Here is a 20110-nt window from a genome sequence, read left to right as displayed (position 1 = left end):
AGTTCCAAAAACACGATGCAAGAGTCGCCTAAGTACTGGAAGGGAATTGAGGAACTGGAGAACTCACCGGAGTTCGTGAAGAATGCACTCACCGAGTTTGCTGACTTCCTGCCGGTAAAGGAATCCAACGGTAGTGCTGATGCTACCGTGGCACCGCGCCGCGACTTCCTTAAACTGATGGGCTTCGGTATTGCCGCCGCCACCCTCGCCAGCTGCGAAGCCCCCGTCCGGAAGGCTATTCCCTACCTTAACAAACCCGAAGAGGTTGATCCGGGTATTGCCAACTTCTACGCTTCTACCTTCTTCAACGGTCAGGATTATAACAGCATCCTGGTAAAGACCCGCGAGGGCCGTCCGATCAAGTTTGAAGGTAACCCAGAGTCGCCCATAACTCGTGGCGGCTTATCGGCCCGGGCCCAAGCCGTGGTGCTAAGCCTCTACGATGGCGGCCGCCTGCAGCACTTTGCTAAGAAGGGTGCCAAAATCGATAAAGACCAGCTTGACCAGGAAGTGCGCAATGCACTAGCTGGGGCTGGTCGGATTGCCATTGTATCTCCCACTATTATCAGCCCTTCTACCAAGAAGGTTATTGCTGACTTTGCTACCCGTTTTGCTGGTACTGAGCACATCATGTACGATGTGAACTCGGCTGCAGGACTGCTGCGCGCTAACGGAGGGGTACTACCGGCTTACGACTTCAGCAAAGCGGATGTGATTGTAAGCTTTGGTGCTGATTTCCTGGGTACCTGGATTTCTCCCGTGGAGTACGCCCGGCAGTACATCACCAACCGCAAGGTTTCGAAGGAGAAGCAGACGATGTCGCGTCACTTCCAGTTCGAGAGCAACATGTCGCTTACCGGCTCCAACGCCGATGTGCGCGTGCCGCTGAAGCCTTCCGAAATGGGCGAAGCGGTGCTGGCCGTGTACAATACCGTCGTGGGGGGGGGCAGTGCCTCTAGCTACACTGACAAGCGGGTACAAACGGCTGCAGCTGAACTGAAGCGCGCTGGTGCTCGGGGCTTGGTAGTGTCGGGGTCAAATGACCCGGCCGTACAAGCCTTGGTAGCGGCAATCAACCAAAACCTGGGCTCCGCTGCCGTAGACGTAGCTAACCCCTCCATGGTTCGGCAGGGTGATGATGCCCGGATGAGCCGCTTACTACGCGACATCAGTGCAGGCCAAGTTGGTGCTGTGATTTTCTATCACGCTAACCCGGTGTTCGACCACCCGATGGGCGCTGATTTGGCGGCAGCTCTGAAAGCTGGTAAGGTACGGACGACGATTTCGCTGAACGACCGCCTCGACGAAACGGGTGAATTGTGCACTTACGCGGCACCCGACCATCATTTCCTCGAGTCGTGGAACGACTATGAGCCCAAGCGAGGCTTCCTCAGCTTAGCGCAGCCCGTCATTACGCCGTTGTTCGCTACCCGTCAGGCACAGGATTCACTCCTGACCTGGGCTGGTAACCCTACTACCTACTATAACTACCTCCGCAGTCAGTGGAGGGGTGTTCTGGGTGGCGACTTTAATAAAGCTTGGGATAAAGCCGTGCACGATGGAGTAGCTACGGGTTCTGCGTCTCCTGCTCCAGTAGCTCAAGTCGCCGCTGGCCTCGATGTAAATGGCGCTATTAGTGCTATCAAGTCGGCACCGAAAGCTTCTGGCATTGAGTTGGCTATTTACGAGAAAGTAGGTATTGGCAACGGCTCCAACCTGTTCGCTAACAACCCGTGGCTGCAGGAACTTCCGGATCCGGTAACGAAAGCTACTTGGGGTAACTACGTAACTGTTCCGCGTGCCTACGCTGCAGCTCAAGGCTGGGAGCAAGGTGACGTAGTGAAGGTTAGCGTAAACGGTAAATCGGTTGAGCTGCCCATCTTGATTCAGCCAGGCCAAGCTACTGGTACAGTTGGCATTGCTCTCGGTTATGGCCGGGTAAAAGCGGGTAAAGTAGGCAATGAACTAGGGCAGAATGTATTGCCGCTGGTAGCAATGCGTAATGATGCCATTGTCTACAGCAACGTCGTCCAAATTACGCCTACCGGTGCTAAGTCGCCAATTGCGCAGACGCAGACCCACCATACTATTATGGACCGCAAGCAAGTGGTTCAGGAGGCTACGCTGAAGCAGTATATTGATAACCCTAAGGAGGTAACGGAATACGAAAAGATTTCCACTCCTGAAGGTCTAGCAAAGCCAAACAAAGTTTCCCTATGGCAGGACTATGAGTATAAGAACCACCACTGGGGCATGGCCATCGACCTCAACTCTTGCATTGGCTGCGGCTCGTGCGTAATTGGGTGTCAGGCTGAGAACAACGTTGCCGTAGTGGGTAAGCAAGAGGTAATTAACCGTCGCGAAATGCACTGGCTGCGAATCGACCGGTACTATAGCTCTAACCATCACAAGACGGAGTTTGAGACGAAAGGCAAGCTTGATACGTACGCGGCCATGGAGGACCCTTCGGAAAACCCGCAGGTTATCTTCCAACCCATGCTTTGCCAGCACTGCAACCACGCCCCTTGCGAAACGGTATGTCCTGTACTAGCTACCACTCACAGTTCGGAGGGCCTCAACCAGATGACCTACAACCGCTGTGTAGGTACGCGTTATTGCGCAAACAACTGCCCCTACAAGGTGCGTCGCTTCAACTGGTTCTCGTACTATTCAAACGAGAAGTTTGAAACTGTAAACGGCCACATGTTCACTGACTTAGGCCGTATGGTCCTGAACCCAGATGTAACGGTGCGGGCCCGTGGTGTTATGGAGAAGTGCTCGTTCTGCGTGCAGCGAATCCAACTCGGTAAACTGGAAGCCAAGAAGCAGAAGCGTCGTCCGCAGGATGGCGAGGTTGTATCGGCCTGCGCCCAGTCTTGCCCTACCCAAGCCATTGTGTTCGGCGACATGCGGGACCCCAACTCTCGCATTTCGCAGATCCTACGCCGTGAGGATGGTGAGCGTGCTTTCCACGTGCTCGATTCCATCAACGTGCAGCCGAATGTCACGTACCTGACGAAAATCCGAAACACGGAATCGTCGGAGTTTAACGCCTAGAAATTGAGCCACGGGGGAAGGCAACAGTCCCGAACTATTGCCTTCCCCATCTACTCCTTTAAGTCCAAAAACTATGCAGCACGTATCGCCTGTACGGGAGCCGCTCGTTACCGGGGGGAAAACGTACCACGACGTCACCCAGGACGTGTCGCGCCAGGTAGAAGCCGCCCCCAATATCCGGTGGATGGCCGCTCTGAGCGTTGCCCTCGTTCTCCTCGGTGTATTCTTCTACTCAGTATACCGGACCTTATGGTACGGTATCGGGGAGTGGGGTCTCAACAAAACCGTTGGTTGGGCCTGGGATATTACCAACTTCGTATGGTGGGTAGGTATCGGTCACGCCGGTACACTTATTTCAGCTGTACTTCTTCTGTTCCGTCAGAAATGGCGGACCTCAATTAACCGGGCAGCTGAGGCAATGACCATCTTTGCCGTAATCTGTGCCGCCATGTTCCCGGTGTTGCACATGGGCCGCCCCTGGTTGGCTTATTGGGTATTCCCGCTGCAAAACACGTTTGGTTCGTTGTGGGTAAACTTCAATTCCCCTCTACTGTGGGACGTGTTTGCCATCTCAACCTACTTTTCCGTATCGCTAGTTTTCTGGTATACGGGCTTAGTACCTGACTTTGCCACTATTCGTGACCGAGCAAAAGGTCCCATTGCCAAAGTAGCTTACTCGCTGCTGAGCTTTGGGTGGAAGGGTTCGGCTAAGCACTGGTCGCGTTACGAAACGGTGTCGCTAATTCTGGCTGGTGTTTCCACTCCGTTAGTACTGTCGGTACACACAATTGTATCAATGGACTTTGCTACCTCGGTGGTACCGGGCTGGCACACGACAATCTTCCCTCCTTACTTCGTAGCAGGTGCTATCTTTTCCGGTTTCGCCATGGTACTGACGCTAATGCTCATTACCCGGGTGGTGTTCAAGCTGGAAGACTATATCACCATTGAGCACATCGCCCTCATGAACAAAATCATGATGGTAACGGGCTCTATTGTAGGGGTAGCCTACATCACGGAGTTCTTCATTGCTTGGTACTCGCAGGTAGAGTTTGAGCAGTACGCCTTCATCAACCGGGCAACCGGCCCTTACTGGTGGGCTTACTGGTCCATGATGACCTGCAACGTAATCACTCCGCAGCTGGTGTGGATTCGCCGCGTACGCTATAGCATCCCGCTAACCTTCGTGCTGTCCATTATCGTGAACATTGGTATGTGGTTCGAGCGCTTTGTGATTATTGTAACCTCGCTGCACCGTGACTACCTGCCGTCGAGCTGGGTAATGTTCTCGCCTTCCATTATCGATATCGGCATCTACGTTGGTACCATCGGTCTGTTCTTCACGCTGTTCCTGTTGTTCGCCAAATTCTTCCCGGTGATTAACATGGCTGAAGTGAAGTCTGTCCTGAAATACACGGTGGACAATGGCCCGACTTACACGGGACACGACCCGCACCACCATACTCCTCAGCCCGCTACCACCCACGGAGTTCCGGCCTCGGCCTCTGTAAACTACGATAAGCATGACTAAGCGCTTCGCCCTCGGCATCTTCGACGACGAAGACGTGCTGCTGCACGCCGTTGAAAACGTCCGCGAGGCGGGCGTTAAGATCTACGAAGTTTTCACTCCATTCCCGATCCACGGGATGGATGATGCTCTCGGCATTGAACGTTCCCGTTTGCCCATTGCGGCGTTCTTCTTCGGCCTCACTGGCCTAAGCTTCGCACTGTGGATGCAGATCTACATGCTGGGCTTCGACTGGCCGATGATTATCGGTGGTAAACCCCACATTGCGCTGCCATCCTTTATACCGGTTTCATTTGAACTGACCGTATTGTTCTGCTGCCACGGTATGGTAATTACTTTCTATACTATCAGCAAGCTGTATCCACGCTGGAAGACTCCCGTGCTGGATGTCCGTTCTACCGACGATAAGTTTGTGGTAGCCATTGAGGTAAATGAGAACACCGATATGACGAAGTTAACTCAGTTGCTACGTGATAACGGTGCTTCGGAGGTGAACCAAAAAGAAATGTCCAAGTTCTAATGACGCATTCGCTGAAAGTAACTCTGCAAGCGTCGGCGGTTCTGCTGGCATCGGTGTTCACCACCGCCTGCAACCGCGCCGATGATCCTGGTCTGGAGTACGCCCCTGAGATGTACTACCCGATTCCTTACGAGCCACTGAAACAGTTGAGCTCGAATAAGGTAAATCCGATGGGCCTGAACATGCGTGTTCCAGCCCTCGGAACTGTACCGCGCGGTAAGGCTAACTATTACTCGCATATCGCCAAGGATGATATAGCCACAGCTGAAACCTCGCTTCGTAATCCGTATTCCTATACTAAGGACGCTCTCGAAGAAGGCAAGACGCTTTATCTGCGTAACTGTCAGCACTGTCACGGTGAGCAGGGTGACGGTCAGGGTCCGGTAGGTGTAAAGTTCAAAGGTGTTCCCAACTACTCTACCGGAGCCTACAAAACCATGAATGACGGCCACATCTACCACGTTATTCAGTGGGGTAAGGGCCGTATGATGCCGCATGGTTCGCAGGTAAACCCGGAGGAGCGCTGGAAAATTGCCATGTACGTGCGGATGCTACAACAAGGCAAAGGCCCGGAAGGAATGACCGACTTCCTAAAAGCCTCGGGCGCTCCAAACGCAGCAGTAGCTGACTCCTCGCAAACTACCGATTCTCAAACGCAGTCACCCGTACAGGAAGCGCAAGCCGACAAAGCTTCGGAAACTCCCGGACAGGGTGACAAAGCACGTAACGGCACGGCTCTTTAACCTACTCCTATGGCAACTCTGACGCACCACGAAAGCGTTACGGCTGAATACCTGGAGGTTTCGCCGTCAGCTCGTAAAAAGTTTGTTTTAATTATTGTGGCAGGCGCCATTGTTTTGGCAATCGGCCTTCTGCTGGCAGCCTTGGGCATTGGCGCAGAACACCACGAGGGGGCAGCCGCTGCTCACGAAGCAACCAGTCACGGAGCTGGTCCTGCTGCTGGCCATCACGGAAGCCCCGCTTGGTTGAAGCGCCTGATTGTAAGCCTATGGCATAATAACGTGTTCTTCACTGGCGTATCTGCCATTGGAACAGTATTCATGGCTATTCAGTACGTAGCATATGCTGGCTGGTCGGTACTGATAAAGCGCGTCAATGAAGCATTAAGCGCTTGGCTTATCCCCGGGCTTATTCTGATGATAGGCATTTTTGCCATCAGTCTGATTAACCATGATATCTTCCACTGGACGATGCCTGGTATCATGGACAAAGGCAGCGAGAACTACGACGAAATCATTGCGGGTAAGTCGGGCTTCCTAAACCTGCCTTTCTATCTGATCCGCATGGTGCTGTTTTTGGGTCTATGGGCTTTCTTCACCAAGCGTCTGCGTGATTTATCATTGGCTGAAGACTTAAATGGAGGTACTGAGTACTTCCATAAGAGCATCAATGTATCGGCGCTGTTCCTTGTGATTTACGCAGTATCGTCGCCAATTGCTGCATGGGACTGGGTTATGTCAGTAGACACGCACTGGTTCTCTACCATGTTTGGTTGGTATGTGTTTGCCTCGTGGTGGGTATCGGGTATTGCTGCTGTAACCTTGTGCACCATTCTTCTCAAGCAGGCTGGTTACCTGCGCTTCGTTAAAGAAGGCCACTTGCACGACTTAGGTAAATTCATGTTCGGCTTCAGCATCTTCTGGACGTACGTATGGTTCTCCCAGTTTATGTTGATTTGGTACGCTAACCTACCGGAAGAGTCAGTGTACTTCAACCAGCGGTTGGGTGGCTTCGATGGCCGCTACACTTGGATGTTCTTTGGCAACCTGGTTATCAACTTTGTGTTCCCCTTCTTAGTGCTGATGACGCGCGATGCCAAGCGGCAGATGATTATGCTCAAAATCGTTAGCATCGCCATTCTGATTGGTCACTGGTCAGACTTCTATCTGATGCTTATGCCCGGAACGATGAAGGCTGAGAATGGGTTTATCATTGAAATAGGTACCGCGCTAATCTTCTTGGGTGCCTTCTTACTGCTGATGACCAAACGCCTTGCTCAAGCCTCGCTGGTACCGGTTCACCATCCGTTCTTGGATGAAAGCGTCCACCACACCACCTGATTTCAGACGCTGAGTTGGGAGAGGTGAGGGGTGAAGCTCCTTCACTTCTCACCTCTCGCTCTCAGTACTCACTTCTACCTCCTGCTAATGACTACTCTTGGTATTCTTCTGGTGCTGGTGTTGCTGCTGGTCGTGTTTGGCCTGCTGTTCCGCCTCCAGATTCTAACTTCTATCTTTTCGGGCAGTTCCGCTCGCGAAGTAGGGGTTAGCAACCGCGTAAACGCCATCCTGTTTATCATCTTCCTTGTTGTTGGCGGGGCGGCCTTTGCGTGGTCGTTCATCGACAACTACGATAAGATGAATCCGCCCATTGCTTCTGTACATGGTCACGCTACGGAACGCATGTTTTGGACCACAATGATCATTCTGGGTATTGTATTCACGCTAACCCAGATTTTGCTATTTGTGTACTCGTATAAGTATCAGCACAAGGAAGGCCGGCGGGCTTTCTTTTTCCCTCACAACAATAAGATAGAGGTTATCTGGACCCTCATTCCGGCTATCGTAATGGCTGGGCTGGTGTTTGCTGGCTGGAAGGAGTGGACCCGCATTACCGGGCCTGCTCCAAAAGACGCAGTAGTTGTAGAGGTGATGGGCAAGCAGTTTAACTGGTTAGTGCGCTACCCGGGTCGTGACCAGAAGCTTGGTGTTGTTAACTACCGTCTGATCGACGCTACCAATGAGTTTGGCTTTGATCTGAGTGATAAGAATGGAGTTGATGACTTTGTAGCTCCTGAAATTCACGTCCCTAAAGGGCACCCGGTTCTGTTAAAGATTCGTTCCCGTGACGTATTACATGCCGTATACATGCCTCACTTCCGAGTGCAGATGTACGCTGTACCCGGTATGCCTACCAAATTTTGGTTTACGCCTACTAAAACCACTGATGAAATGCGGGCCCAGACAGGTAACCCTAAGTTCAATTACGAACTTGCCTGCAACCAGATCTGTGGCCGTGGTCACTTTGCCATGAAGCTGAACATTGTGGTAGATGAACCAGATGACTACGTTGCTTGGTTTGGTCAGCAAAAATCTTTCTCGGAGCAGAACCCGGATGTGCTGGCTAGCTTTAAACAGAAGTCGGATAAACTGGCTGGAAACGAGGCGGCCGCTCCTGAAGCCGCTGCCGTGATTCCGGCTGCAGCTAAGGCTTCGCTCTAACTTCATTTAATTGCACGCTTCTACTATGGCTGCTAATCTTCCTACTCAAGCGCAAGTGCAGGGCGGCGCCGGTGTTACCGAGCCCGGTATCACGCACGATGAGCACGCGCACCATGACGAGCACCACGAGCAAAGCTTTCTGGAGAAGTACATCTTCAGCACGGACCACAAAGTAATTGCCAAGCAATTCCTGATTACAGGTATTTTCTGGGCTATTATTGGTGGTACGCTGTCGAGCCTTTTCCGTTTACAGTTAGGCTGGCCTGAGTCTACTTTCGAGTGGCTTTCGCCTTTCCTCGGTAAGTGGATCGAAGCCGGTAAGCTTAATCCAGAGTTCTATCTGGCACTGGTTACCATGCACGGCACTATCATGGTGTTCTTCGTGCTAACAGCAGGTCTGTCGGGTACCTTCTCCAACTTCCTGATTCCGCTGCAGATTGGGGCCCGCGACATGGCTTCGGGTTTCATGAACATGCTCTCGTACTGGTTCTTCTTCCTGTCGAGCGTAGTCATGTTCAGCTCTCTCTTTATTGAGACGGGCCCTGCCGCCGCTGGCTGGACAATCTACCCGCCGCTGAGTGCTTTGCCGCAGGCTATCCCCGGCTCCGGAGCTGGTCAGACGCTGTGGTTGGTGTCCATGGCTCTGTTCATTGTTTCGCAGTTGCTGGGTGGTGTAAACTACATCACCACCGTTATCAATCTGCGTACCCAGGGCATGAGCATGAGCAAGCTACCCCTGACCATCTGGGCGTTCTTCCTAACGGCTATTCTGGGCCTGCTTTCTTTCCCGGTACTTTTCTCGGCTGCTCTGCTGCTGATTTTTGACCGCTCTTTTGGTACGTCCTTCTTCCTGTCCGATATCTACATTGCCGGCCAGGCGCTTCCCAACACGGGCGGTTCTCCCATTCTGTTCCAGCACTTGTTCTGGTTCTTGGGTCACCCGGAAGTGTACATCGTTATCATGCCTGCCATGGGTATGGTATCGGAGATTCTGGCTACGAATGCTCGAAAGCCTATCTTCGGCTACCGCGCCATGATCGGCTCTCTGCTCGGCATTTCGCTGCTCTCCTTTATCGTGTGGGCTCACCACATGTTCGTGACTGGCATGAACCCGTTCCTTGGCTCGGTCTTCATGTTCCTGACTCTGATTATTGCCGTGCCTTCAGCCGTGAAGACCTTCAACTGGCTGGCTACTCTGTGGCGTGGTAACATCCGGTTCACGACGGCAATGCTCTTCTCCATTGGCTTTGTGTCGCTGTTCATTGCTGGCGGTCTGACTGGTATCGTACTGGGTAACGCGGCGCTTGATATCCAGATGCACAACACCTACTTCGTGGTAGCTCACTTCCACTTGGTAATGGGTTCATCGGCTTTCTTTGGCCTGTGGGCTGGTGTTTATCACTGGTTCCCGAAGATGTTCGGACGTATGATGGACGAGAAACTGGGCTATGTTCACTTCTGGTTGACGTTCCTGGGTGTATATCTGGTATTCCTGCCCATGCACTACGTAGGTATTGCCGGCTTCCCCCGTCGCTACTACGCCTGGACTGGCTTCGACACGTTCAGCCAGTTTGCTGATCTGAACAAGTTTATCTCGGCGGCGGCTATCATTGCCTTCTTTGCGCAGTTCGTATTTATCTTCAACTTCTTCTACAGCATCTTCCGAGGCCGTCGGGCAACTGAGAACCCCTGGAACTCGACGACGCTGGAGTGGACGACGCCGGTAGTTCCCGGCCACGGCAACTGGCCCGGTGCTATTCCTGCCGTGCACCGTTGGCCCTACGACTATAGCAAGCCCGGGGCTGCTGAGGACTTTATCCCTCAGCACGTACCCTACTCGCAGACGCAGTCTTCCAACCTGCCGTACGAGAAGGAAATGGAGTAAGCGCGTAGCGCATTAGCCTTCTGAAAATGGGCCGCTGTGTACACGGCGGCCCATTTTATTTACTTGAGCTAAGGGAAATCCGAACTAGTCGCGCTGACAACGGATTTCCCTTTGTTTTTGAAGCAAACGAATGATTCAAACTGTTTGCTTTATAGAAATCAGCTACTTTCTGTATGTCAACCCCAGTGTTCGTGCGCCGCTTTCGTTTCGTCGGAATTCTGACGGTGGCGGCCGTATATTTTCTCATTCTGGTCGGCGGTATCGTCCGAAGCACAGGCTCCGGTATGGGCTGCCCCGACTGGCCGAAATGCTTCGGAACCTGGGTGCCTCCTACCCACGTGAGCCAGTTGCCCGCCAACTACAAGGAGATATACACTGCCCAACGGGTGGAGAAAAACAAAAAGCTGGCGGCCAGGCTAGAGCGGCTGGGCTTCCACCAGGTGGCCGGGGATATCTTTGCTCACCCTACACAATACATCGAAACCGACTTCAACCCGGTCAAAACCTGGATAGAGTATGTGAACCGGCTAGTAGGGGCATTGATCGGCGTGTTCGTGTTCGGCACGGTGTTGTTTGCCCTACCCTACTGGCAACGGGACCGAACTGTTTTCTGGCTGGCTTTCGCCTCTTTCCTGCTAACCGGGGTGCAGGGCTGGCTGGGGTCGCTGGTGGTTTCTACTAACCTGCTGCCTATCATGGTCACTATTCACATGGGCCTGGCCCTGCTGATTGTGGCGATGCTGCTCTACGCTGTGGACCGTTCGCAGCGCGGTGGGGTTGCTGATGTAGAGCCCATTCGTGAAGTTTCAGGTCTGGGAGGGTGGCTATGGGTAGCAGTCCTGCTAACGTTCATCCAGATTGTGCTTGGTACTCAAGTTCGGGAGCAGGTGGATCTGGTGGCTTCCGCCGCCCACTACTTGAACCGCGGCGGCTGGGTAGAGCAGTTAGGGGGGATTTTTAAGTTTCACCGGACGTTTTCGGCCGTGCTGCTTCTGGTAAATCTTTACGTGGCTTACCGGCTCTACACCACTCCCTCGGCCCGCTTACACCGGTTGGCCACTGCCATTATTGGTCTGATAGGGGCCGAGATTATAGCCGGGATTATTCTGGCTTATTTTTCCTTTCCCGCAGCAGTTCAGCCGGTACACCTTACGCTGGCCACTTTACTGTTCGGGGCGCAGTTTCTGGCCGTTGTAGCCTACCATCGGGCTACGAAGTTGCGGCGGCAGGTGGCTACTACGGCCGTTGTTGCGTAACTTTGCGGCCCCGTTTGGCGGGCTTTTTCGCCACGCAACTTGTTGAACGCAGTTGATGAGTAAGGCTAGGGCTTTCTTTCAGTTACTTAAATTCCGCCTGGCGCTTACCGTAGCCTTTTCTAGTGCTATTGGCTACCTGCTGGGTGCCCACGAGCTGAGCTGGGGCCGCGCAGCGCTGGTAATGCTCGGCGGATTGGCAGTAACGGGCGCAGCCAACACGATCAATCAGATTTTCGAGATAGAACTCGATAAGCTGATGAAGCGCACCGCTAAGCGGCCCCTGCCGCTAGGGGTAATAAGCACTCAGGAGGCCTGGATATTCACGATTATTCTAGGGGTAGCTGGTTTGGGTATGCTGGCGTACTTCTTTAATCCGGTAGCTGCCGCGCTGTCCCTGATTTCGCTGATTCTGTACGGCTTCATCTACACGCCCCTGAAAACCATTTCACCCATCTGCGTGGCCGTAGGGGCTATACCGGGCGGAATGCCGCCGCTGATTGGCTGGGTAGCGGCTACGGGTTTCCTTGGTCCTGAGGGGTGGATCCTGTTTGGCATTCAATTCATGTGGCAGTTTCCGCACTTCTGGGCCATTGCCTGGGTGCTGGATGACGACTACAAGAAAGCCGGTTTCAAGATGCTGCCCACACCCGGCAAGAAGGACCTGCGGACGGCTTTTCAGATCATGACCTATACGCTGGTCCTGATTCCGCTGAGCCTGCTGCCGTTTTACTTTGGTATGACCAGCACCACGTACCCCATGGTGGCGGCTATCTGCGGCGTGTTGTTTCTCATGCAGACTTTTTACCTCATGCGCACGGTCAGCAAGAAGGCAGCGATGAGCATTATGTTTGGCTCATTCCTGTACCTGCCGATAGTGCAAATAGCCCTCGTTCTGGATAAGATTTAGCGGGTACACTACAGCGAAAAGTGGGACAAAACAGCCTCGCTTGCTGTTTTTACCAAGTGTACTTCGCATCTTCATTTCACCTTTTTCCACTATATGCATCCCTCCGAAGCATTAAACACCAAGCAGCCGGCCACGGGGATTCACCCGTTGCGGTTTGTGCTGGTGCTGATGATGGTCAGCATCTTCATGATTTTTGCTGCGTATACCAGCGCGTACATCGTGCGTCGCAATGAAGGCAACTGGCTGGAATTTAACCTGCCCTTTGGCTTCCTCATTACTACCCTGATTCTGGCCGCCAGCTCGATTTCAGTGCAGTGGGCTTGGTTTGCCGCTCGCAAAGACGAACTCACGCAAGTACGAACTGCCCTGCTTGTTACCACCGTTTTGGGGGTAGCATTCCTTATTGGGCAGTGGCAGATGTGGGAGCAGCTAGTAGGACAGCGCATCTTTTTTGCGGGCACTGATGCCAACCCTTCCGGCTCATTTCTGTATGTATTAACGGGCGTCCATGCATTTCACCTGCTTACGGGGCTCATCTTTTTGCTGATTGTCCTGCGTAAAAGCTTTAACTATCAGGTGCATTCCCGGCAAATGCTCTCCATTGGCAACGTCACCATCTATTGGCACTACCTGGGTGCGCTTTGGTTGTACCTGTATTTGTTCCTACTTTTGAATCACTGATTCTTGTCAACCCCCGCACGCTATGTCCACCATTTCCACGACGCAGGCACTTTCTGATTCCGCCCTGGATAAGCCGCGCACCGGTACCTGGGACGGCGGGAACGAGCCCTTTAAAGCAAGCTACGGCAAGCTGATGATGTGGTTCTTCCTGTTGTCAGATGCCTTCACGTTTGCCGCTTTCCTCACCACGTATGGCCTGATCCGCCACCGCCACGGGGTGTATGAAGGCACGCCCGAGGCGTTTAAGTTCTCGACCAACTACTGGCCCATCCCCGAGAAGGTATTTGATGCCTTCCCTGGCCTGCACGGATACCACCTGCCCCTGGGCTTCGTGGCCCTGATGACGATGATTCTCATCTTCAGCTCCGTGACGATGGTACTGGCCGTAGAAGCAGGTCACCGCTTCGATAAGAAAGACGTGCAGAAGTGGCTGCTGTGGACTATCCTGTTTGGGGCTACCTTCCTGAGCTGCCAGGCCTGGGAATGGACTCACTTTATCACGGGCACCGAAAAGGGTACCTTGATGAACGACGGCACGGTATTCCACGGCGCCAACCTGGCCATGAACCAGTACGGCCCGGTGCTGTTCGCCGACCTGTTCTTCTTCATCACTGGCTTCCATGGTACCCACGTATTCTCGGGCGTGTGCTTGCTGGTATGGGCTTTCATTGCTACTACCAACGGTACGTTTGAGAAGCGCGGCCACTACGAGATGGTGGAGAAAATCGGCCTGTACTGGCACTTTGTGGACTTGGTGTGGGTGTTCGTATTCACCTTCTTCTACCTCGTTTAAATTCATCAGTACCTGAGAGGCCGGACAACTGCATACGTTGTTCGGCTTTCTTCTCAACGGCTCTCAGCTACGTATTTTCTACTCATCATGGCTCAGCACGCAACGCACGACACTGTTCCGACCGGCGAGATTCCTAAACCGAATACTGGCTGGATTTGGAAAACTTTCTGGATTATCTCGGCTATTACGGCTCTGGAGTTTGCTATTGCTTACATCATGCCCGCCGGGACGTTCCGCAACTCCATCTTCATCATCCTGACCATTTTCAAGGCCTTCTTTATCGTGGCTGAGTTCATGCACTTAAAGCATGAAACAAAAGGGCTGATTTGGAGCATTTTGATTCCGATGGCGCTGTTGATCTGGCTGCTGGTAGCCCTGATTACCGAAGGCTCCTACATCGGCGAAGCGGTGCAGAACCTGATTCGTTAACCCAGATGCGGCCCCAACAAACTTTGGTGTTGGGTCTGATTCTGCTGGTTCCGGTTCTGGCTTTCTTGTTTCTGAAAAGCTTTGGTACCAACCGTTACGCGCTGCCAACTTTCCTGCCTGAGCGAGTAGATTCCACTCAGGTTGCCGGGAAGTGGCAGCGCGATACTGTTTATCACCAACTCGGTGAGTTTCGGTTGGCGTCACAGTCAGGAAGAGAAGTAACAGCAGCGGAGCTAAGCAAGAGAGGCCTGTACGTCGCCAGCTTTTTCTTTACTTCTTGTCCGGGTGCCTGCCCGCGTCTCAACAGCCAACTAGTGCGCGTGCAGGAAAAATTTCGGCAGGAACCACGGGTACAACTCGCTTCCTTTTCCGTTGACTCAGCGCGCGACTCCGTTGCAGCCCTAGCGCGCTACGCCGAAGAGTACGGAGCTATTGCAGGAAAGTGGTTTTTTCTGACCGGCAACCAAGCCGCCGTGAGCCGGTTACTTACGCAGGAGTTGCGGGCCGAGAGCAGCCCGGACCCGGGGCCGGCACACAGTCAGCAGCTGTTCCTGATTGACCGGGCCGGCCATGTGCGGGGGCGCTACGACGGAACCAGCGAAAAAGACGTGAACCGTCTCATCACCGAAATTGAAGTGTTGCTTTACACCTATGACCACCCCTAATCCTGTCACTAACTCTGGCAATTTTACCAAGTACAAAATTGCCGCGGGTATCTTGGGCGCCCTAGTGCCGCTGGCAGTAGCTGTGCTCTATTTTCTGCCTGGAGTCTTCCGTATTCCTGGTGCCGACGTGAAGATGCTGCCCGCGGTGAATGCCGGACTGAATTCCCTGACGGCCGTATTCCTGATGCTAGGCTATTACTTTATTCGCCGCGGGAATGTGGCCCGGCATCGTGCCATGATGGGCATTGCTTTCCTGCTCGGCTCCTTGTTTCTGGTTTCCTACGTCGCCTACCATTCGCAAGGCATCGTAACCAAGTTCGGGGGACAGGGCCTGATTCGGGGGGTGTATTATTTTATTCTTCTGACCCATATTCTGCTGGCCGCCATAACGGTAGGGCTAGTGCTGTTCACGCTTTATTTCGCGCTAACGGAGCAGTTTCAGAAGCACCGGCGCATTGCGCGTTGGACGTATCCTATCTGGCTGTACGTGTCCGTGACGGGAGTTGTCGTGTACTTCATGATTGCGCCCTACTACACGTAGATAGCCGCTTAATGGCCGCTACTACCTGCGGGCTACGAATACGAACTATGGTAGGGAAGAAGCCGTTACCCTTTCAACGAAAGCAGCGAATAACATGAAAAAGATAGTTTTGACTGGGGTAATGACCCTATTGCTGGGAATGTTGCTAACCGCATTGCCGTTGAGTGTACAGGCTCAGTGCACAATGTGCAAAACCCAGGTGGAAGCCTCGCGCCAGGAGAAAGATGGCTACGACACGACTGGGCTGAATAAGGGAATTTTGTACCTGATGACAATTCCCTACGTACTGATTGGCACGGTCGGCTATTTCTGGTACCGTCATAGTCAGCAAAAGAAAAAACCAGCTCATGGCTAACAGCAGTTCTTCCCTGGTGAGCATTCTGCAGCAACGGTGCCCGCGCTGTCATCAGGGGCCGTTGTTTACGCACTCGGCCCTGAATCTGGCGCATTTCACCGAGATGCCGCAGGCCTGCCCGGTTTGCGGACAAGTGTACGAGCCGGAACCAGGGTTTTACTGGGGAGCCATGTATATCAGCTTTGCTTTTTCCACGGCTATTATGCTGGTGGTTGGGTTTGCCGTGTACTACCTGCTTAACGACCCGGATACGTGGGTATATATTACGGCAGTGGCCATTGTAGCCTTGCTGCTAACCCCGCTTAGTCTGCGCTATTCCCGTACTCTCATGCTGTACTTGTTCGGCGGGATACACTACGATGCCCGCTACGCAACAGCACGGCGCTAATTCAAGCAATACAGGCCCTAGTATACGCTAGGAAATGCCGCCGTATGGCGGCATTTTTGTTTGGTATCAAGGTTGCACTGTCTGCAATTCATCATTTCCTTTCCCGTTGAAATTTTTTCGCTTCACTCCGGTTTGGCTGCTTTCACTGGCGTTGCTCTGCTTTGGGGCCGCCTATCTGAGCAACCAGTACAGCCAGAATCCGGAAGTAGTACTACAGGCCTCGGCCACCCGGCTGCAGGAACTGTTAATGGAAGCGGAACTGACGGGCGAACGGGAATCCACGGACGTGCTGCAGCGCCTGGCTACGGGCCAGGTTAGCTTCCATTCTCTGACCAGCCATACCACATACCCGACGTTTATTTTCCGGGGTGAGCAACTGGTGTACTGGTCGGACCATAGCGTACGCCCCGACCCCGATCAGGCTCTGCAACGCTACCACGAGCGCCTACTGGAAACCCGCAACGGCAAGTTTCTGGTGCTCCGCCATACCGAAGGCGCTTACGTTGTTCTGACCTATATTCCGCTGGAAATCAGCTACGGCATCAGCAACCGCTACCTGCGCAATGGCAACGGGCAGGGAATCTTTCAGGGGCAGAATGTGCGGCTAGTGGTGGAGAAGCGCACATCCTCCCGGCCCCGACTCGTTTCCAACGAGGGCAATTACCTGTTCTCCATTGAAAGCCTGCAAGCCGACCCCATTACGGGTAAATACCTTCCCTTACTGCTGCTACTGCTTGGCTTTGCCTTGTACGTAGCGGGTTGGGGAGTAATAGCCCACCGGTGGTTTGCGCGGGGCAAAGTGCTGACGGGCGCGGCGGCGGTAGTACTGCCGTTAGCCGTATTCCGCGCTGGAATGCTGTACCTGGGGCTGCCTTTCTCCTTTTTAGAAGTACAGCTCTTCGATCCGCGGGTGTACGCCGCCTCCTGGGTGTCGCCGTCCCTGGGCGACCTGTTGCTGAACGCCGGGCTATTCGTGATTACCGCGTATTACCTGCTGCTGCTGTTTCGCCGCTACGGGGTGCTGCGGTTTGTACACCAGGTGCGCCGTGTGCCCCAACGAGTAGCCGTTGGCTCCATCACGGTGCTAGCGTTTTACGGACTACTGGAGCTGCTCTTCGATTTTTATAGCAGCAGCTTTAGCAATTCCCAGCTGATTCTGGATATCACTCAGGATATTCAGGCCAACTTCTTTAAGCTGCTTCTGCTGCTGGCCATAGTGTTGCACACCGGCGGCTACCTGGTAGGCTTTTACCTGTTGTCGCAGGTATTTAACGGCATTGTGCGACCCTCTACCCGCAATGCCGGGATTATCCTGTTGCTGCTCAGCGCGGTGGCATTTTTGGTAACCGGTATTGGGTTCGGACAGGTGCACGCTACCCTGCTGGGCATTGCCCTGCTTTTCTTCTTGGTATTGCGCCTGACCGGGCTGAAGTCGACGGGTGCCATTCTGCCCTACCAGGTGTACCTGTTTATTTTTCTGATGCTAGGCGTTAGCTCGGCAGTGGGTGCGCTGGCCCTCTACGAGCACTTCAATCGGCAGCTGCAGCTAAATAAGCAAAACTTAGCTAGTAACTTGCTTACTGACAATGATTTGCAGGGCGAGTACTTGCTGGTGGAGCGGGGCCAGGAAATGACCCAGGACCCCGTACTGCGAACCATGCTGGCCAGCCCCTTTGTGAACCTGGACCTGATTCGGCAGAAAGTGGTGAAGTACTACCTGCGCGACTACTTCAATAAGTATGAAGTACGGGTTATTTTGTTTAACCCCGAGGGTAAGGGGGTAGCCGTGGGTGGAACTCTGGAGCAAACCCGTAGCTTTCTGTTGCAGAACGCTACCCGCACCGACCACCCTAACATCTACCTGATTCGGGACAGTAACAATTCCTTTAGCTCCCGCCGCTACGTAGCCTTCGTATCGGTGCCGACGCCTACCACCGAACTGGATGGGAGTACCAGTACCGTGGTGTTGGAACTGAGCCTAAAAAAGCTCACCGCCAATAGCGTGGTGCCCGAACTGCTGGTCGACCAAAAGTTTTTCCAGCCTCAACTCGGCACGGAGCTAAGCTACGGAGGCTACCAAAAAGGGCAGCTGGTGTACAGCGAGGGAGATTTTGACTACGTTAACCAACTGCCGCCCGCCTTGTTCCGGGACGCCCGCCTCTACACCACGGGGGTGGCTCTAAATGGCTACCACCACTTAGCTATCCGGGCTACCGACCACTCCGGGCGCATGGTGCTGGTGACGACGGCCACCTACTCTTTCTCCGACTGGCTAGCCAATTTCTCGTTTCTGTTTTTGCTTCATGGCTTCTGTTGCCTGCTGCTGATGGGAGCGTTTCTGCTGGCGCGGGGGCAGTACCGGGAGCTGCTGCGTACCAACTTCAGCACCAAGATTCAGCTGTTCCTGAACTTCGGGATTCTGGTGCCCCTGATTGTGGTGAGCGTGGCCATTGCCAGCCAGGTAACCACTTCGTATAAGCACGATTTGCTACGCAGCTACCAACGGCGCGGGCAGGCCGTGCAGGAAAACCTGCTCAAAAACCGCAATCTGCTAACCGAAGCCGGTAATCGGGCTGATTTGGTGGACTTGGCGGAAAACGTGGCAGCCCTCACGGAAACGGACCTCAACCTCTACGATGCCCAAGGCCAGCTGCTGGTTAGTAGCCAGCCGCTCATCTTCGAGGCTAATCTGCTCAGCACCCTGATGAACCCGCAGGCAGTAGCCGCCCTCACCGAAAACGGGCAGCCACGGGTGCTGCTCACGGAGCGGGCCGGTACGCTCTCGTTCAATGCCCTCTATCTGCCGCTGCGGGCCGGAGCGTTGCAATCGGGGCGGCCAGGGGCAGTGCTGGGCTACGTGGGCATCCCGTTTTTCGATTCTGAGAAAGACCTCGATATTAAGCTGACAGAGTTGGTATCTACCATCCTGAACATCTTCACCGTGATGTTCATCCTGTTCCTGGTATTGGCATTCCTGGCCTCGCGCATCCTGACGGAGCCCTTGAAGCTCATTACCGAAAAGCTCAAGCAAACAACGCTAACCGGCCAGAACGAGATGCTGGCCTATGAGTCGGAGGATGAGATTGGGCTGCTGGTGCGCGAGTACAACCAGATGCTGCTGAAGCTGGAGGAAAGCAAGCAGGAGCTGGCGGCCCAGGAAAAGGAAGCGGCCTGGCGCGAAATGGCCCGGCAGGTTGCCCACGAAATCAAAAACCCGCTCACGCCCATGAAGCTGAGTTTGCAGTTTTTGCAGCGGGCCATTCAGGATAAGCGCCCCAACCTGGACGAGCTGATGAGCAAGGTTTCCCAGACGCTCATCACCCAGATTGACGTGCTCACGGACATTGCCACCTCCTTTAGCAACTTCACGAACCTGCCCGCCATGCGCCCCGAGCGCCTCGATGTAGCGCCCGTGCTACGGCGGTGCGTGGGCCTGCACCAGGGTAGCACCGGGGGCACCGGCATTCGGCTGGTACTGCCCGAGGATGCCGAAACCGGCCGCTACGTGGTATTCGCGGATGAAAGCCTGTTGGTGCGTACGTTCAACAACCTGCTTATTAATGCCCTACAGGCCATTCCGCCTGGCCGTGCGCCCGAGGTGGAGGCCCGATTGGAGGCTCAGCCCAACAACCGGCTTCGCATCTGTATCCAGGATAACGGTACCGGCATTCCAGCCGAGGTGCGCGAGAAGGTGTTCGTACCCAACTTCACCACCAAGGAAAAGGGCTCCGGCATTGGCCTGGCCGTGGCTCGGCGCGGCATCGAAAGCGCCGGGGGAAGCATCTGGTTTGAAACGGAAGAAGGAAAAGGTACCTCGTTCTGCATTGATCTGCCGCTGGCGGGGTAGGGCAGCCGCTGGCGGG

Annotated in this window: 17 protein-coding genes; all 17 read left to right on the top strand. The window is 53.9% G+C overall.

What is annotated here, in order from left to right; all coding sequences use genetic code 11:
* The first annotated feature begins 15 nt into the window (after nucleotides 1-15).
* The 17 genes from K3G63_RS09970 (at nucleotide 16) to K3G63_RS09890 (ending at nucleotide 20094) form a co-directional block, all read left to right on the top strand.
* Entirely contained in the window at nucleotides 16-3057 is a 3042-nt protein-coding gene (locus K3G63_RS09970; protein ID WP_220613983.1) for a TAT-variant-translocated molybdopterin oxidoreductase, read from the top strand.
* A gap of 73 nt (nucleotides 3058-3130) precedes the next feature.
* Nucleotides 3131-4588 carry an NrfD/PsrC family molybdoenzyme membrane anchor subunit gene (gene nrfD, locus K3G63_RS09965; protein ID WP_257883299.1) on the top strand — a complete coding sequence of 486 codons (1458 nt, stop codon included), beginning with the start codon at nucleotides 3131-3133 and terminating at the stop codon, nucleotides 4586-4588.
* A complete protein-coding gene (locus K3G63_RS09960) occupies nucleotides 4581-5105 on the top strand; it encodes a DUF3341 domain-containing protein (RefSeq protein WP_110977108.1) in 525 nt (174 codons plus the stop codon). The genes nrfD and K3G63_RS09960 overlap by 8 nt, the downstream gene beginning before the upstream one ends.
* A complete protein-coding gene (locus K3G63_RS09955) occupies nucleotides 5105-5848 on the top strand; it encodes a cytochrome c (RefSeq protein WP_220613982.1) in 744 nt (247 codons plus the stop codon). Before K3G63_RS09960 ends, K3G63_RS09955 begins: the two co-directional genes overlap by 1 nt.
* A 9-nt stretch (nucleotides 5849-5857) precedes the next feature.
* Nucleotides 5858-7186 (top strand): quinol:cytochrome C oxidoreductase, encoded by a 1329-nt coding sequence (locus tag K3G63_RS09950; protein WP_259404402.1) that lies wholly within the window; start codon nucleotides 5858-5860, stop codon nucleotides 7184-7186.
* Nucleotides 7187-7273: 87 nt separating this feature from the next.
* Entirely contained in the window at nucleotides 7274-8347 is a 1074-nt protein-coding gene (locus tag K3G63_RS09945) for a cytochrome c oxidase subunit II (RefSeq protein WP_220613981.1), read from the top strand.
* A gap of 25 nt (nucleotides 8348-8372) precedes the next feature.
* Complete coding sequence (locus K3G63_RS09940) at nucleotides 8373-10232, top strand: cbb3-type cytochrome c oxidase subunit I (RefSeq protein ID WP_259404401.1); 1860 nt, start codon at nucleotides 8373-8375, stop codon at nucleotides 10230-10232.
* Nucleotides 10233-10405: 173 nt separating this feature from the next.
* The gene (locus K3G63_RS09935; protein ID WP_220613980.1) at nucleotides 10406-11488 is read left to right on the top strand and encodes a heme A synthase; all 1083 of its coding nucleotides are present in this window, start codon (nucleotides 10406-10408) and stop codon (nucleotides 11486-11488) included.
* A 55-nt stretch (nucleotides 11489-11543) separates the two neighbouring features.
* Nucleotides 11544-12395, top strand: a complete 852-nt coding sequence (gene cyoE, locus K3G63_RS09930; RefSeq protein WP_220613979.1) for a heme o synthase — start codon at nucleotides 11544-11546, stop codon at nucleotides 12393-12395.
* 93 nt (nucleotides 12396-12488) lie between these two features.
* Nucleotides 12489-13076, top strand: coding sequence for a cytochrome c oxidase subunit 3 (locus K3G63_RS09925; protein ID WP_220613978.1), 588 nt, complete (start codon nucleotides 12489-12491; stop codon nucleotides 13074-13076).
* Between the two features lie 22 nt (nucleotides 13077-13098).
* Entirely contained in the window at nucleotides 13099-13869 is a 771-nt protein-coding gene (locus tag K3G63_RS09920; protein ID WP_220613977.1) for a cytochrome c oxidase subunit 3, read from the top strand.
* An 87-nt stretch (nucleotides 13870-13956) separates the two neighbouring features.
* Nucleotides 13957-14298, top strand: coding sequence for a cytochrome C oxidase subunit IV family protein (locus K3G63_RS09915; protein WP_220613976.1), 342 nt, complete (start codon nucleotides 13957-13959; stop codon nucleotides 14296-14298).
* 5 nt (nucleotides 14299-14303) lie between these two features.
* Nucleotides 14304-14963: an SCO family protein gene (locus tag K3G63_RS09910; RefSeq protein ID WP_220613975.1), complete on the top strand. Its 660-nt coding sequence runs from the start codon at nucleotides 14304-14306 to the stop codon at nucleotides 14961-14963.
* Complete coding sequence (locus tag K3G63_RS09905; RefSeq protein ID WP_220613974.1) at nucleotides 14950-15504, top strand: DUF420 domain-containing protein; 555 nt, start codon at nucleotides 14950-14952, stop codon at nucleotides 15502-15504. Before K3G63_RS09910 ends, K3G63_RS09905 begins: the two co-directional genes overlap by 14 nt.
* Nucleotides 15505-15598: 94 nt before the next feature.
* Nucleotides 15599-15859 carry a hypothetical protein gene (locus tag K3G63_RS09900; protein ID WP_220613973.1) on the top strand — a complete coding sequence of 87 codons (261 nt, stop codon included), beginning with the start codon at nucleotides 15599-15601 and terminating at the stop codon, nucleotides 15857-15859.
* Entirely contained in the window at nucleotides 15852-16247 is a 396-nt protein-coding gene (locus tag K3G63_RS09895) for a DUF983 domain-containing protein (RefSeq protein WP_259404400.1), read from the top strand. Before K3G63_RS09900 ends, K3G63_RS09895 begins: the two co-directional genes overlap by 8 nt.
* Before the next feature lie 106 nt (nucleotides 16248-16353).
* Nucleotides 16354-20094, top strand: coding sequence for a HAMP domain-containing sensor histidine kinase (locus K3G63_RS09890; RefSeq protein ID WP_220613972.1), 3741 nt, complete (start codon nucleotides 16354-16356; stop codon nucleotides 20092-20094).
* Nucleotides 20095-20110 lie beyond the last annotated feature (16 nt).

The sequence above is a fragment of the Hymenobacter sp. HSC-4F20 genome (assembly GCF_019599275.1).
Taxonomy (GTDB): Bacteria; Bacteroidota; Bacteroidia; order Cytophagales; family Hymenobacteraceae; genus Hymenobacter.
The sequence above is the reverse complement of the archived record's forward strand: the minus strand, read 5'-3'. Positions and strand labels throughout refer to the sequence as shown.